Annotated in this window: 13 protein-coding genes; 6 read left to right on the top strand and 7 right to left on the bottom strand. The window is 74.1% G+C overall.

Going from position 1 to position 14,397, the window contains the following annotated elements; translation table 11 throughout:
• Positions 1-42 precede the first annotated feature (42 nt).
• From ACTFAP_RS26515 to ACTFAP_RS26500, 4 genes are all read left to right on the top strand, one after another.
• A complete protein-coding gene (locus ACTFAP_RS26515) occupies positions 43-1,443 on the top strand; it encodes a GH1 family beta-glucosidase (protein WP_495682656.1) in 1,401 nt (466 codons plus the stop codon).
• A gap of 57 nt (positions 1,444-1,500) precedes the next feature.
• Positions 1,501-3,816, top strand: a complete 2,316-nt coding sequence (gene yicI / locus ACTFAP_RS26510) for an alpha-xylosidase (protein WP_495682655.1) — start codon at positions 1,501-1,503, stop codon at positions 3,814-3,816.
• 126 nt (positions 3,817-3,942) lie between these two features.
• Positions 3,943-4,584, top strand: a complete 642-nt coding sequence (locus tag ACTFAP_RS26505) for an HhH-GDP family DNA glycosylase (RefSeq protein WP_495682654.1) — start codon at positions 3,943-3,945, stop codon at positions 4,582-4,584.
• 86 nt (positions 4,585-4,670) lie between these two features.
• Complete coding sequence (locus tag ACTFAP_RS26500; RefSeq protein WP_495682653.1) at positions 4,671-4,976, top strand: DUF3140 domain-containing protein; 306 nt, start codon at positions 4,671-4,673, stop codon at positions 4,974-4,976.
• 43 nt (positions 4,977-5,019) lie between these two features.
• Here the strand turns inward: ACTFAP_RS26500 and ACTFAP_RS26495 are convergent, their stop codons facing one another.
• From ACTFAP_RS26495 to ACTFAP_RS26480, 4 genes are all read right to left on the bottom strand, one after another.
• Positions 5,020-5,871 carry an amidohydrolase family protein gene (locus ACTFAP_RS26495; protein WP_500467616.1) on the bottom strand — a complete coding sequence of 284 codons (852 nt, stop codon included), beginning with the start codon at positions 5,869-5,871 and terminating at the stop codon, positions 5,020-5,022.
• Positions 5,868-6,881 carry an aldo/keto reductase gene (locus ACTFAP_RS26490; protein ID WP_495682651.1) on the bottom strand — a complete coding sequence of 338 codons (1,014 nt, stop codon included), beginning with the start codon at positions 6,879-6,881 and terminating at the stop codon, positions 5,868-5,870. The genes ACTFAP_RS26495 and ACTFAP_RS26490 overlap by 4 nt, the downstream gene beginning before the upstream one ends.
• Positions 6,878-7,663, bottom strand: coding sequence for an SDR family NAD(P)-dependent oxidoreductase (locus ACTFAP_RS26485; RefSeq protein WP_500467615.1), 786 nt, complete (start codon positions 7,661-7,663; stop codon positions 6,878-6,880). The genes ACTFAP_RS26490 and ACTFAP_RS26485 overlap by 4 nt, the downstream gene beginning before the upstream one ends.
• Positions 7,664-7,847: 184 nt before the next feature.
• Positions 7,848-9,062, bottom strand: coding sequence for an MBL fold metallo-hydrolase (locus ACTFAP_RS26480; protein WP_500467614.1), 1,215 nt, complete (start codon positions 9,060-9,062; stop codon positions 7,848-7,850).
• 138 nt (positions 9,063-9,200) lie between these two features.
• Here ACTFAP_RS26480 and ACTFAP_RS26475 point away from each other — a divergent pair, with 138 nt between their 5' ends.
• Positions 9,201-9,968 (top strand): DUF7134 domain-containing protein, encoded by a 768-nt coding sequence (locus tag ACTFAP_RS26475; RefSeq protein ID WP_436977813.1) that lies wholly within the window; start codon positions 9,201-9,203, stop codon positions 9,966-9,968.
• Positions 9,969-10,072: 104 nt separating this feature from the next.
• Positions 10,073-10,996 (top strand): DUF3626 domain-containing protein, encoded by a 924-nt coding sequence (locus tag ACTFAP_RS26470; RefSeq protein WP_500467613.1) that lies wholly within the window; start codon positions 10,073-10,075, stop codon positions 10,994-10,996.
• Between the two features lie 53 nt (positions 10,997-11,049).
• Here ACTFAP_RS26470 and ACTFAP_RS26465 read toward each other — a convergent pair whose 3' ends face one another.
• The 3 genes from ACTFAP_RS26465 to ACTFAP_RS26455 form a co-directional block, all read right to left on the bottom strand.
• Positions 11,050-11,316: a hypothetical protein gene (locus ACTFAP_RS26465; RefSeq protein WP_495682647.1), complete on the bottom strand. Its 267-nt coding sequence runs from the start codon at positions 11,314-11,316 to the stop codon at positions 11,050-11,052.
• Positions 11,317-11,435: 119 nt separating this feature from the next.
• Positions 11,436-13,127, bottom strand: coding sequence for a DapH/DapD/GlmU-related protein (locus ACTFAP_RS26460; protein WP_495682646.1), 1,692 nt, complete (start codon positions 13,125-13,127; stop codon positions 11,436-11,438).
• Positions 13,128-13,250: 123 nt separating this feature from the next.
• Positions 13,251-14,255 (bottom strand): TIM barrel protein, encoded by a 1,005-nt coding sequence (locus ACTFAP_RS26455; RefSeq protein ID WP_495682645.1) that lies wholly within the window; start codon positions 14,253-14,255, stop codon positions 13,251-13,253.
• Positions 14,256-14,397: the final 142 nt, after the last annotated feature.

The raw sequence follows: 14,397 nt of genomic DNA, 5'->3' as shown, positions 1-14,397 counted from the left end.
TCCCTCCCCGTCCGCCCGCTTCGTCCAAGGGATGCCTGAATCATGACTGCCACCCCTGAATTCCCCGCGTTCCCGCCCGGGTTCTTCTTCGGTGCGGCCACCGCCAGCTACCAGATCGAGGGCGCCCACGACGTGGGCGGCCGCGGCCCGTCCATCTGGGACACCTACGCCCGCACGCCGGGCAGGGTGGCAGGCGGTGACACCGGGGACGTGGCCTGCGACCACTACCACCGCTACAAGGAGGACGTGGCGCTGCTGAAGGAGCTGGGGGTGGACAGCTACCGCTTCTCCGTCGCCTGGCCCCGGATCCAGCCCACCGGCAGCGGCAAGGCCAACAGCGAGGGCCTGGACTTCTACGACCGGCTGGTGGACGAGCTGCTGGCCGCCGGCATCTCCCCCGCCGCCACGCTCTACCACTGGGATCTGCCGCAGGCCTTGGAGGACCGGGGCGGCTGGCGGGTGCGCGAGACGGCGGAGCGGTTCGCCGACTACACGGCGCTGGTGGCGGAGCGGCTCGGGGACCGGGTACCGCGCTGGATCACCCTCAACGAGCCGTTCTGCAGCGCGTTCGTGGGGTACGCGATCGGCCGGCACGCGCCCGGTGCCCGTGAGGGGCGCGGCGCGCTGGCGGCGGCCCACCATCTGCTGGTGGGGCACGGCCTGGCCGTCCGGGCGCTGCGCGCGGCGGGCGCCACCGAGGTCGGCATCACGCTCAACCCGGACCGGCTGCTGCCGGCCTCGGAGTCGGAGGCGGACGCCGGGGCGGTGCGCCGTGCCGAGACGCTGCACAACGAGGTGTGGTTCGACCCGCTGTTCGCCGGCCGCTACCCGCTGCACGAGGCGGAGACCTGGGGCGAACTGGCCGACGGCGCCGAGGAGTACCGGCGCGAGGACGACCTGATCACCATCGGCGCGCCGCTGGACTTCACCGGCATCAACTACTACCGGCCGATCACGGTGACCGACGCGCCCCACCAGGACCCGGACCCGGCCACCCGTACCGCCGCCGACATCCGGGTCGCCGAGACCTGGCGCGACGACGTGCGGCACACCACCATGGGCTGGCCGGTGGTCCCGCACACCTTCACCGATCTGCTGGTGGACCTGCAGCGGCGCTATCCTGGGCTGCCGCCGCTGATCATCACCGAGAACGGCTCGGCGGAGGCCGACACGGTCTCCCCCGACGGCCAGGTCCACGACGCCGACCGGGTGTCCTACCTGGCGGGGCATCTGGCGGCCGTGGCGGACGCCGTGTCCGCGGGTGTGGACGTACGCGGCTACTACGTCTGGTCCCTGCTCGACAACTTCGAGTGGGCCTACGGCTACGACCAGCGATTCGGCATCGTCCGGGTGGACTACGCCACCCTGGAGCGCCTGCCCAAGGACAGCTACCGCTGGTACCAGGGGCTGATCGCCGCACACCGTGCCACCACCACGCCGTAACCGCCGCACGGCGGCACCGTACGAGCAGCATTCGCATCCCGAGGAGCAGGAGAAGCAGTGAAGTTCACCGATGGCTACTGGCTGACGCGAGAGGGCGTGAAGCTGTCCTACGCCACGGAGGTCGGGGATGCCGTGGTCGCGGACGGCAGGTTCACCCTGTACGCCCCGGTGCGGCACGTGGAGCGCCGCGGCCACACGCTCAACAGCGCGCTGGTGACTGTGGAGTGTTCCTCGCCCGCCGAGGGGGTGATCTCGGTGCGCTCCACCCACCACGCCGGGGCGGTCGAGCGCGGCCCCGAGTTCGCGCTGCTCCCGGACCCGGCGGACGCGCCGGGGAAGGTCACCCGGGACGGCTCGGTCCTCGAACTGTCCAGCGGTTCCCTCGCGTTGAGGGTGGACACCGAGGGGCCCTGGCGCCTGGACTTCGTGGCGGACGGCAAGGTGCTGACCTCCGCCGAGAAGCGCGGGACCGGCTTCGCGGTCACCGACGACGGCGAACACCACGCGCTGGGGCAGCTGTCGCTGGGTATCGGTGAGCTGGTGTACGGGCTGGGCGAGCGGTTCACGCCGTTCACCAAGAACGGCCAGACCGTGGACATCTGGCAGGCCGACGGCGGCACCGCCAGCGAGCAGGCGTACAAGAACATCCCGTTCTATCTCACCAACCGCGGCTACGGCGTCTTCGTGCGGCACCCCGGCAAGGTGTCCTACGAGATCGCCTCGGAGTCGGTGGGCCAGGTCCAGTTCAGCGTGGCGGACCAGTCCATCGAGTACCTGGTGATCCACGGGCCCACGCCCAAGGAGATCCTGGACCGCTTCACGGCGCTGACGGGCCGTCCGGCGCTGCCGCCGGCCTGGTCGTTCGGCCTGTGGCTGTCGACGTCGTTCACCACCGACTACGACGAGGCGACCGTCAACCGCTTCGTGTCCGGCATGGCCGAGCGCGAGATCCCGCTGAGCGTCTTCCACTTCGACTGCTTCTGGATGAAGGAGTACCAGTGGTGCGACTTCACCTGGGACCCGGACGTCTTCCCGGACCCGGAGGGCATGCTGCGCCGGCTCAAGGACGACCGCGGGCTGCGGATCAGCGTGTGGATCAACCCGTACATCGGGCAGAAGTCGCCGCTGTTCGCCGAGGCCAAGGCGCTGGGCCATCTGGTGCGCAAGGCCAACGGCGACGTGTGGCAGTGGGACCTGTGGCAGGCCGGCATGGGCCTGGTGGACTTCACCAGCCCCGCGGCGCGCACCTGGTACCAGGACAAGCTGCGCACGCTGCTGGGGCAGGGCGTGGACTGCTTCAAGACGGACTTCGGTGAGCGCGTCCCCACCGATGTGGTGTGGCACGACGGTTCCGACCCGCAGCGGATGCACAACTACTACACGCAGCTGTACAACGAGGCCGTCTTCGAGGTGCTGACCGAGGCGCGCGGGGAGGGCGAGGCGGTGCTGTTCGCGCGCTCGGCGACGGCGGGCGGGCAGCAGTTCCCGGTGCACTGGGGCGGCGACTGCGAGTCGACGTTCACCGCGATGGCGGAGTCGCTGCGCGGCGGTCTGTCGCTGGGGCTGTCCGGCTTCGGGTTCTGGAGCCACGACATCGGCGGTTTCGAGGGCACCCCGACGCCCGAGGTCTTCAAGCGGTGGGTGCAGTTCGGCCTGCTGTCCTCGCACAGCCGGCTGCACGGCTCCAACTCCTACCGCGTTCCGTGGGACTACGACGAGGAGGCGGTGACGGTCACCCGGGACTTCACCCGGCTCAAGCACCGGCTGATGCCGTACCTGTTCGAGGCGGGGGTGCGGGCCCGGCGGCACGGTACGCCGGTGATGCGGGCGATGGTGCTGGAGTTCCCGCACGATCCGGCCACCCACACCCTGGACCGGCAGTACATGCTCGGCGGGGATCTGCTGGTGGCGCCGGTGCTGTCGGCCGGCGGCGAGGTCGAGTACTACGTACCGGCCGGGACCTGGACACATCTGCTGAGCGGGGAGCGGATCGAGGGTCCGGGCTGGCGGCGGGACCGCTTCGGCTTCGACTCCCTGCCGCTGCTGGCCCGGCCCGGCTCGGTGATCCCGCTCGGTGACGCGGAGCGCGCCGCCGAAGGGGTGGAGTACGACTGGGCGGACGGGGTGACGCTGCGGGTGCACGCCCCGGCGGACGGGGTGGAGACGGTGACGGCGCTGCCGGCGGCCGACGGCTCCACGGCGGTCACTTTCCGCACCCGGCGGGACGGCGACGCGGTGACGGTCACGGCCGAGCCGGCCCCGGGCGCGGCGCTCGGCCCCTGGCAGGTGCAGCTGGCGGGCCCCGACGGCTACGCCGCCCCGGTCGCCGCCGCCGCGGGCACCGCCTCGCTGACGGTGCGCACCGCCGGCTGACGCGGCCCACGGAGCCCCGCGACCTGCCCCCGCAGGTCGCGGGGCTCCGTGGTGTGTGGGCGGGCCGCGAGCGGGCACCCGGGGGCGGATCGTCCGTCGCGGGGGGCTGACCCGAGGAGGGATCCGGTGAGTGCGAGGACCGAGGCGCTGGCGCGGGCCGTGGTGGAGGAGTGCGGCCAGACGTACGCGGAGCAGGCCGGGATCCGGCTGAAGGACACACCGGCGCCGCTGTACCAGGTGCTGGTGCTGTCGCATCTGCTGTCCGCGCGGATCAAGGCCGATGTGGCGGTGGCCGCCGCCCGGGCGCTGTTCGACGCCGGGATGCGCACCCCGCGCACAATGGCGGACGCCACCTGGCAGCAGCGGGTCGACGCGCTGGGTGAGGGGCACTACCGGCGCTACGACGAGCGGACCGCCACCCAGCTGGGGGACGGAGCCCGGTTGCTGCTCGACCGGTACGGCGGGGACCTGCGGCGGCTGCGCGAGGAGCCCGGGGACGTCGGCGAACGGCTCCAGGAGTTTCCCGGCATCGGCCCGCTGGGGGCGACCATCTTCCTGCGGGAGGTACAGGGCGTGTGGCCCCGGTACGCGCCCTACATCGACGGCAAGGCGCTGGACGGGGCGCGGCGGGTGGGCCTGCCGCGTTCGCCGCGCGCGCTGAACCGGCTGGTGGGGCAGCGGGAGCTGCCACGGCTGACGGCGGGGCTGGTGCGGGTCGCGCTCAACAAGGGCCTGGCCGAGGATGTACGTTCCCTGGCGCGCAACTGACGGTGCGCGCCGTTCGGTGGGTTTTCACGCTCATCCATCCGGGGACCCACAGCGGGGCATGCATGCCACGGCGCGTGGGAGGACGGATGAGCGGGATCGATGCGGGCGAGCTGGACACGTTGTGGGCGGAGTTCCGTGGCGTGGTGAACATGACCTCGCACGAGCTCTCGGCCTGGCTGCGCACGGCCGGCGGTGATCCGGGGCGGACCCACGGGCGCGGGGTCCTGGCCATTTTGCGCAAGCGCCGGATCGATCTGACGGCGGAGGACGTGCGGCTGATGCGCGAGGTGCTGGCCACCGTGCGGTCGGCCACCGCGGCCGGGGGCGCGGGCGCCGGCGTGGGCGAGCGCCGCTACCGACTCATGTCGCTGGGGCACGACCCGCTGCGCTGACCGCGGCGGCGGGACAAGGCGCACCCGCACGCGCAGCGCACCGTCACAGGCCGTAGACCCGGCGGGCGGTACCGGCGAAGACCGCCGCGCGTTCGGGCTCGCTCAGTCCGCCGGTCAGTTCGGCGGCCGTCCCGAGGACCTGTCCGTACCCCGCCGCCAGCGTGCACACCGGCCAGTCGGAGCCGAACATCAGCCGGCCGGGACCGAAGGACTCCAGCGCGATGTCCGTGTACGGGCGCAGGTCCGCCGGACTCCAGCGCCGCCGGTCGGCCTCGGTGACCAGACCGGAGAGCTTGGCGGTGGTGTTGGGCAGCGCGGCGAACTCCCGCAGCCGCGCCGCCCAGGGCTCCGTCTCCCCCGCCGCGATGGGCGGTTTGGCCAGGTGGTCCAGCACGAAGGTCAGCTGGGGCAGCAGGGCGGCGGCGCGGGTGGCGGCGGGCAGCTGGTGCGGCAGGATCACCAGGTCGTACGCGAGCCCGGCCGCCGCCACGGCCGCCAGACCGCGCAGGACGTCCGGGCGCAGCAGCCAGTGCGGATCCGGCTCGCCCTGCACCTGGTGGCGGATGCCCGACAGCCGTGCGCCGCCCGGCAGTTCCCGTAACGCCGCGAGGTTCTCGGCGATGGCCGGGTCACACAGGTCGCTCCAGCCGACCACCCCGGCCACCAGGGCGCCGTCCGCCCAACCAGCGGCCAGGGCCAGCAGTTCGGGGGTCTCCTCGGGCACCGTGACGGTCTGCACCAGCACGGTGCCCACCACCCCGGCCGCGCGGGCCTGCGGCGCCAGGTCGGCCAGGGAGAAGTCGCGGCGGATCGGGGCGAGTTCCGGGCCGGCGAGCCATTCCTGATCGCGGACGGCGAGGTCCCACACATGGTGATGCGCGTCGATGACGTTCACCGCCGCTCCTCTCCCCCGGCCGGGACCGGGGCGTGCGGGGGCAGCAGCCCCTCGGCGCGCAGTTCCTCCCACAGTCCGTCCGGGACCGGATGCCCGGACATCGCCACCGCATCCCGTACCTCCGCCGCCGACCGCGCGCCGACCAGCACACTCACCACGGCCGGGTGCCCCAGCGGGAAGCGCAGGGCGGCGGCGCGCAGCGGTACGCCGTGCCGGGCGGCGATGTCCTTGATCCGCAGGGCGCGGCGCAGCAGCGGTTCGGGGGCCGGACGGTAGTCGTAGGAGGCCCCGGGGCGGGGGTCGGCGAGCAGCCCGCTGTTGAAGACCCCGCCGATGACGACCCCCACGCCCCGGGCCGCGGCGGCCGGCAGCAGTTCGCTCAGCCCGTCCTGGTCCAGGAGGGTGTAGCGGCCCGCCAGCAGCACCACGTCGATGTCGGTGTCGCGTACGAAGCGGGCCGGCATCGCCGACTGGTTCATGCCGACGCCGATGGCGCCGACCGTGCCCTCGGCGCGCAGCCGTTCCAGCGCCGGGTAGGCCTCGGTGAGCGCCTGGTGCTCGTGGTCGTCCGGATCGTGCAGCAGGACCAGGTCGGCGCGGTCCAGGCCGAGACGCTCCAGGCTGGACTCCAGGGAGCGCCGTACGCCGTCGGCGGTGAAGTCCCACTGCCTGCGGTGGGTGGCCGGGACGCCGGGGAACCCGTACGCGCCGTCGTCCCCCGCCGCTGCCGCCCCCTCCTGGGGGACCAGCAGCCGGCCGACCTTGGTGGAGAGCGTCAGTTCGGCGCGGGGCCGGTGGGCCAGCGCCGCGCCGAGCCGGCGCTCGGACAGGCCGATCCCGTAGTGCGGAGCCGTGTCGAAGCCCCGGATGCCCAGTTCCCAGGCGGTGTCCACGGTCTGCCGGGCCTGTTCCCCGGACACCGGGGCGCCCAGGCCGGCCAGCGGCGCGCCGCCGAGGGAGAGTTCGCTGAGGGTGAGGCCGCCGCGCAGCCGCCGGCGGCGGAGCGTCATGAGGACCGGTCCGGCGCGTCGCCGCCGCGCGGGCGCAGTCGCAGTCCGGCCATGCCGCCGTCGACGGCGAGCGCGGTGCCGGTGACGGATCCGGCGGCGGGCGAGGCCAGGTAGGCGATGGCGGCGGCCACCTCCTCGGCACTCACCAGCCGACCCATGGGCTGACGTGCGGTCAGCGCGGCGCGTTCGGCCTCGGGGTCCTCGGCCGCCGCGAGCAGCCGGCCGACCCAGGGGGTGTCGGCCGTGCCGGGGTTCACGCAGTTGACGCGGATGCCTTCGGCGATGTGGTCGGCCGCCATCGCCTGGGTGAGCGAGAGGACGGCGCCCTTGGTGGCCGAGTACAGGGCACGCTGCGGCAGCCCGGCGGTGGCGGCGATGGAGCAGGTGTTGACGACGGCGGCCCGGTCGGAGGCGCGCAGCAGCGGCAGCGCGGCGCGGGTGGTGCGGACGATGCCCAGCACGTTGATGTCCCAGACCCGGTGCCACTCCTCGTCGCTGTTGTCCTCGACGGTGCCGGCCGCGCCGACGCCGGCGTTGTTCACGAGGATGTCGAGGCCACCGAGCGCGGTGCCGGCGGCGGTGACGGCCGCGCGCACGGAGACGTCGTCGGCGACGTCCGCGCGGTAGCCGCGCAGCGGTGCGGTGGCCGGGGCGGGGTCGAGGTCCAGGACGGCGACGTCGGCGCCCCGGGCGGCCAGCAGCCGGGCGGTGGCCAGGCCGATGCCGGAGCCGCCGCCGGTGACCAGGGCGCGCAGTCCGGCGAGTTCACCGGGGGCGCTCATCGGTCCGCCCGCCGGTCGCTGCCGGTACGGGGCGGGGTGCGCGGGACCGTGACGAGGGGCATCGGCTGCCTTCCGGATCGGCGGATTCGGCGGATTCAGCGGTGCGGACGGCGGGGCCGTACCGCGTTGAAACCTTAAAAGCCGCCCCGGGGCGGCACAAGATCCCGGCCGCGCCGACCCCGCGTCAGTCGCCCACCGCTCCGGTCGGCTTGGGCGCGGGGACGGCGCCCGGCCGGCGTGCGGGCGCGGGCTGCCGGGCGATGGCGCGCCACCACAGGTCGGGGGCGGGCGGGGCGGCCGGTTCGAAGGAGGCGCCGGGCCGGGGCACCACCGCGCGCACGCCCTGCCGTTCGCACTCGGCGACGGTCCGTTCGGCGGGCTCGTCCCAGGGATGCAGCGCCAGATTGAACGTCCCCCAGTGGATGGGCAGCAGCACGCCGGGCTCGCCCGCCGCGCCGCTCAGATCCAGGTGTGCCCGTACCCCTTCCTCCGGGGTCATGTGGATGTCCGGCCAGTACTCCGCGCTGTAGGCGCCGATCTGCATCATCGTGGCGTCGAACGGACCGAGTTCGGCGCCGATCCGCGCGAAGCCGGGGAAGTAGCCGGTGTCACCGCTGTGGAAGATCCGGTGCCGCGGCCCGGTGACCGCCCAGGAGGCCCACAGGGTGAGCCCGGTGTTGCGCATCCCGCGCCCGCAGAAGTGCTGTCCCGGGGTGGCGGTCAGGGTCAGCTCACCGGCCGTGGTGGACTCCCACCAGTCAAGTTCGGTGATCCGCTCGGCGGGCACGCCCCAGTGCTCCAGGTGGGCGCCGACCCCCAGTGGTACGGCGAAGGGGGCGCCGGTGGCGATCAGCGCCTTGACGGTGGGCATGTCCAGGTGGTCGTAGTGGTCGTGGGAGATGACCACGGCGTCCAGCGGCCCGAGTTCGGCCAGCGGCAGCGGCACCGGGTGCAGCCGCCGGGGCCCGGCGAAGCCGACGGGCGAGCAGCGCTCGCCCCACACCGGGTCGAACAGCACCCGGTGTCCGTCGATCTCGGCGAGCACGGTGGCGTGGCCGAGCCAGGTCAGGCGCAGCCCCGACGCGGGGGCGGGTCCCGCCTCGCCGGGTGCGGGGGCGAAGGCGGGGCGGGCCAGCGGGGGCGCGGCGGTGGGGCGGCGGCGTACCCGGTCGGCGCGACGGGTGAAGTCCCTGGCCATCCGCAGCGGGGAGTTCGGGGTGGCGCCGGCGGCGCCCTTCTCGTTGCGGAAGGCCCCGTCGCGGAACTGCGGTGAGCGCCGGATCCTGGCCAGCCGTTCGCCGGTCGGGTCGGCGCCGAAGGACTCGGGCCGCACCCTGCTGACCACACCGGCGGACAGCGCCCCGGGGGTGGACCGCCGGCCTGAGGATGTTGCGGACACGATGACCTCCTCGCCATACCTCCGGTCACTGTAACCGAACGGGGTGTCGAGTCCGTTGCCGTGTGTGGTCGGGCGGACGCCGAAAAATCGATCTCCCGGCTGACTCCCCCGCGCGGGGGCGACCGTAGGGTGACGTCCATGCATCACACCCGGGCCACCCCGCGCCGTCTCCCGATCAACGCCGACGGCGGGTGGGCCCTCCTGCTGCTGCTCCTGTGCGGGTGGCACATCGCGGTGGACCCTCAGCTGCGGGACTCGGCGGCGGTGGTGGCACTGGTGGTCGGGGCGATCATGTCGGCCGCGGTGGCGGTGCGCCGGCGCAGTCCGGAGAAGGTGCTGCTGCTGGCGCTGGTGGTGTGCGTGGTGCAGATCGTGCTGGGCTTCGGCCCGCTGAGCACGATGTTCGCGGTGTTCGTGGCGATAGCGACGGCCGCCAACCACGGCGCGGCCTGGGCGGCGCGGCTGGCGCTGCTGGGTGGGCTGGCGACCGCGCTGCTGGCGGGGGTGGTGACCGCGGCGAGCCAGCCCGATCCGCTGCGGATGGCGTTCGGAGTGGTGCTGTGGCTGTCGGTGCCGTTCACACTGAGCTGGGCGCTGGGCCACCGGGCCCGGTTCCGGCGCCGCTACCGGCGGCAGCTCGCCGAACGCGCCGCCTCCCAGGCCAGCCTGGACGCCACCTGCCGGCGGGCGGCGCTGGTGACCACGCGGGTGGAGATCTGCCGCGAGATGTACGACATCACCGGGCACCGGCTGGCGGGCATGGTGGTGCAGGCGGACGCCGCCGGGCGGGTGCTGGCGACGTCGCCGGGCCAGGCCGGGCAGGCGCTGGAGGCGATATCGGAGGCGGGCCGCGCCTCGGAGCACGAGCTGCGCCAGGCGCGGGTGCTGCTGCGGCAGGGGGACTGACACCCGCCGGGGAGGCCCTCGGGGAGCGCAACGGGAGCATGGGGTGCGGGGCGGCGGGAGCAATCCGCGTGCGGCGGCCGAGCGGTGTGGGGAACACTGTGCGGATGAGTCCGGCGACCCCCCGCAGCGCGCAGGAACGGGCCCTGGCCCATGTCACCGAACGGGCCTGGGGCCCGCCGCTGGATCCGGGGCTGCGGGTGACCCTCAACTTCCACCCGGACCGGCTGCTGCACGGCCGGCCGATCCTGGACGCCATGGCCGAGGACGGTGTCTACCGCTCGCAGTTCGTCACGGGCACCAGCAACGGCGGGCTGACCGCACACCCCGGCGGCGACCGGTGGCGCTGGGAGAGCCGGATGTTCGGCGGGGCGTACGACGACGCACCCGCCCATGAACGGCCCGTCTACGGGGCGTTGAACTTCCGCCGCAAGCCCGTCGGGGCGGCGCCGCGGTTCGGCTCCGCGCACTTCCGGCTGGCGGCCGGGACGTCGGCGCGGACCACGTTCTGCTATCCGGACAGTTTCCTCGATCCCTCGCACTTCGGCGCGGCGGCCCGTATGGGGCTCATCGAGCTGGCCCTCGCCGACCGCCGGGACGACCTCGACGACTACATCGAGGCGCAGGTCCACGGGGCGGTGCGACCGGCGTGCCACGCGGAGGCACTCGTCCTGGACCCGTGCTACCGGGGTACGGCCGTCGAGGACGCGGCCCTGCGCCTGGGCTGCCCGGTGGAGTGGCACCCCGGATTCCGGCTGGAGGTGGCCGAACTCCTGCGGCATCCCGGCTACCGCGGTCAGGAGTACATCGATCTGGGTGCCCGGATCGCCGTCGGCGGGGCACTCGATCCGCGCGTCCTCGGGGACGCGGCGCGGGCCGGTGACCACGACCCGCAGGCGCTCAAGAAGGTGTGGCACTGCCTGGCGCGTTTCGGGGCGCCGGGGGCGACCGCCGGGCAGGCGGTGCGGCCGGCGCCGGCGCCGCAGGCGGCCCTCGACGGTCCGGGCGGAGCGGCGGGTCCGGCGGTGTGAGGGCCCGCGCCGCCCGGCACGGCGGGCGGCGCGGGCCGTCCGTGCCGGGCCGGTCAGGACGGGCCGACGGCCTTGTCCGCCATGTCCTGGAGATCCGGCAGGATCTCGTGGACGGCGCCGTCGCCCGGATGGTCGCCGATCCAGTCGATGAGTTGCTGCCGGGTGATGACCACCGTCGAGCGGTTCACGTCTTCCGCCGCCCAGACCTCGATCCTGGGCGCCTCCCCGGTGTCGACGTACAGCACCGGGTCATCGGCCGGGGAGGCGAGCAGGGTCCGGACGTGGAAGGCGGTGATCGCTGGGGCGGGTGCGTGGTCCATGTCAGCCTCCGGGGTCATGATGCGGACTCGTAGTACTCCTTCTCCGGTACGCGCGGCTCACACCTCCCGCCGTCCCGCGCCCGCCGGTTGCCGCCCCGCGCCCCCCGGTGGTGCCGTGCTCAGCGGCGCGGCGCCCAGGTGGCCGGGCCGGTCCTGGCGGGGTCCGGGCGGTGCACGCCGCGCGGGCGGTAGCCGAGCAGGTCGGCCTGGCCGGTGAGGTCGGCGAGCAGCCAGACGATGGCCAGCCACATCTCGGTGCCCTGGAGCCCCGGGGCGCGGCCGGGACCGCCGCCCTCCGGGGCGGGGCCGAACCCGAACCCCTGGCCGGGGTGCCACAGTTCCAGGGTGCGGTCCAGCTGGGCCCCGGCCCAGCGCCGGATCTCCTCGGCGCGGTGCGTGCTCTGCCGCCCCGCCAGCCACAACGGGTGGGCGACGTCCAGGACGTAGCAGGCGTTGTCGCGTCCGGGGCCGAACCAGCGCGGGTCGCGGGCGTGGTCGAGCACCGTGTCGATGACCCGTTCGGGGTGGGGTACGGGGACCCCGAACTGGGCGAACGAGCCCCGTGTGAGCCGGTAGTAGCCGTTGACGAGCTGAAGCTGCCCCTGGTCGGGGCGGGTGCCGCCCCACATGCCGGTACGGGAGTCGGCGCGGGTGAGCAGCCAGCCGAACAGCGCCTCCAGCGCGCCGGGACCGGCCGGTTCCGTGCCCAGCCTCAGGTTCCAGTGCGCGGCGGTGGCCACCGCGTCCACCCAGCTCCCCGCGTGCCAGGCCCGTTCGTCCCACGGCTGGTCCGCCAGGCGTTCCAGCATCCGCGCGGCGGAGAGCCCGCCGACGGCGCGGACCGGGTGCTCGAAGGAACTGCCGAGCAGGTCGAGGGCGTAGCCCACGGACAGGATGTGGTAGAGCGCCGCGCCGTCGTCGACGAAGCCGTCGGGGCCCGGCGCGGGCAGCGGGCTGCCCTTCTCCGGCACCAGTCCGGTGACCGGGTCCTGGAGCGCGCGCAGCAGGGCGACGTGCCGCTCGGCCGGCAGCTGCGCGGGGGCCGTGTCCAGCAGCAGGTCGGCGATCTCGATCGCGTCGCAGTGCGCGCGCACGGTGGGCTCCGCGCCGGGCCGGTCGCGGTAGGCGGCGCCGTCCCAGGCGCGTTCGAGGATGCCGGGGGCCTGCGCGCGGGCGGTGTCGGCGAAGCGGGTGAGCCGCTCCTCGCGACCTGTGCCCCCGGCCGCGCCCCGCCGCTTGCCGTCCCGGTCGCGGCGGTCGCGGATGAAGCGGGCGGGGTTGCCGCCGACCATGGCCCAGTCGGGGATGTCCCGGGTGACCACGGCGCCGGCCCCGATGACGCAGTGGTCGCCGATGGTGACGCCGTCCAGGATCACCACCTGCGAGCCGATCCACACGTCGTCGCCGACGGTGATCCCCCGGCTGGTGGTGGCCTGTTGGTGGATGCGCTGCTCGGGCGCGGTGGAGTGGTTGAAGCCCAGCAGGGAGGTGTGGGCGCCGATCCGGACCGCCTCGCCGAGGGTGACGGTGCCGCGCACGGTGGTGAAGGGGTTGAAGGTGCAGTCGGCGCCGGTGGTGAGGGTGCCGGTGAGGTAGGCGTGGGCGGCGACGTAGGACCCCTCCCCCAGGCGCAGCCGGTCGGGGTGGACAGCGGCGCGCGCCGAGACGTAGCAGCGCTCGCCGATCTCGGCGGTGCCGGCGGCGGTCAGCAGCCGCTGGCGCTCGCGCTGGGCGGCGCGTTGCTCCTCGGTGGCCTCGGCCTCGAAGAGCCAGGGAAGGAAGTCGAGCCGGTCGTCGTCGTGGTGGTTCATCCGGAGGGCCTCACCTGGGGCTGGGGTGCGCGGGCGTCGGAGCATGAATCGGTTCAAACGCTAGGCGCGGCTCCGGGTCCCGGGCAAGGAGTGTCCGGGACCCGGGCGAAACCGGTGCAGCCCTCAGTCGCCGCTGCCGAACGCCGCGTCGAAGGAAGCGGCCGGCGGCGGATAGTCGTACGCGCGCAGCCGGGCCAGCGCCTCGGGGGCGCCCGCGAGCCGGTCCATCCCGGCGTCCTCCCACTCCACGGAGATGGGGCCGTCGTAGCCGATGGCGCCCAGCATCCGGAAGACGTCCTCCCAGGCGACGTCACCGTGGCCCGCGGAGACGAAGTCCCAGCCGCGGCGCGGGTCGCCCCACGGCAGGTGCGAGCCGAGCCGCCCGGTGCGGCCGTCGAGGCGCTTGCGGGCCTCCTTGCAGTCGACGTGGTAGATGCGGTCCCGGAAGTCGTACAGGAAGCCCGCCGGGTCCAGGTCCTGCCACACGAAGTGGCTGGGGTCGAAGTTGAGGCCGAACGCCGGGCGGTTGCCGATGGCGTCCAGGGTCTGCCGGGTGGTCCAGTAGTCGTACGCGATCTCGCCGGGGTGCACCTCGTGGGCGAAGCGCACGCCCTCGGCGTCGAAGACGTCCAGGATGGGGTTCCAGCGCTCGGCGAAGTCGGCGTAGCCGCGCTCGATCATGGACGGCGGCACCGGCGGGAACATCGCCACCAGGTGCCAGATGGGCGAGCCGGTGAAGCCGATGACGGTCTGTACGCCGAAGGCGGCGGCGGCCCGGGCGGTGTCGGCGATCTCGGCGGCGGCGCGCTGCCGTACGCCCTCGGCCTCGCCGTCGCCCCAGATCCGGGCGGGCAGGATGTTCTGGTGGCGTTCGTCGATGATGGCGTCGCTCACCGCCTGGCCGACCAGGTGGTTGGAGATGGCCCAGCACTTGAGGCCGTACTTGGCCAGCAGGGCGTGGCGACCCTCCAGGTAGCCGGGCTCCTTCAGGGCGCGGTCGACCTCGAAGTGGTCGCCCCAGCAGGCGAGTTCCAGGCCGTCGTAGCCGAAGTCGCGGGCCAGCGAGCAGACCTCCTCCAGGGGGAGGTCGGCCCACTGGCCGGTGAACAGGGTGAAGTCACGGGGCATGGTGGTTAACTCCTGTCGACAGGTGCGGGGGCGTACGGCGGCTCCGTCACGCCGGTGTGCGGGCGGCTCTTTCGTTCGGTCGGTCGGATGGGTCGGGTCGTTCGGGTCGGTCCGCCGGTGGTCCTTCGTGGTCCTTCGGCGG

It is taken from the genome of Streptomyces sp. PH9007, assembly GCF_059813725.1.
Note: the sequence above shows the minus strand (reverse complement) of the source record. Positions and strands in the feature narration are given on the sequence as shown.

Excerpts from the sequence above, each read along its gene's own strand:
- ACTFAP_RS26515 (WP_495682656.1), top strand. The coding sequence starts at position 43 with ATGACTGCCACCCCTGAATTCCCCGCGTTCCCGCCCGGGTTCTTCTTC.
- ACTFAP_RS26500 (WP_495682653.1), top strand. The coding sequence starts at position 4,671 with ATGAGCGGGATCGATGCGGGCGAGCTGGACACGTTGTGGGCGGAGTTC.
- ACTFAP_RS26490 (WP_495682651.1), bottom strand. The coding sequence starts at position 6,881 with ATGACGCTCCGCCGCCGGCGGCTGCGCGGCGGCCTCACCCTCAGCGAA.
- ACTFAP_RS26485 (WP_500467615.1), bottom strand. The coding sequence starts at position 7,663 with ATGAGCGCCCCCGGTGAACTCGCCGGACTGCGCGCCCTGGTCACCGGC.
- ACTFAP_RS26475 (WP_436977813.1), top strand. The coding sequence starts at position 9,201 with ATGCATCACACCCGGGCCACCCCGCGCCGTCTCCCGATCAACGCCGAC.
- ACTFAP_RS26470 (WP_500467613.1), top strand. The coding sequence starts at position 10,073 with ATGAGTCCGGCGACCCCCCGCAGCGCGCAGGAACGGGCCCTGGCCCAT.
- ACTFAP_RS26465 (WP_495682647.1), bottom strand. The coding sequence starts at position 11,316 with ATGGACCACGCACCCGCCCCAGCGATCACCGCCTTCCACGTCCGGACC.
- ACTFAP_RS26460 (WP_495682646.1), bottom strand. The coding sequence starts at position 13,127 with ATGAACCACCACGACGACGACCGGCTCGACTTCCTTCCCTGGCTCTTC.
- ACTFAP_RS26455 (WP_495682645.1), bottom strand. The coding sequence starts at position 14,255 with ATGCCCCGTGACTTCACCCTGTTCACCGGCCAGTGGGCCGACCTCCCC.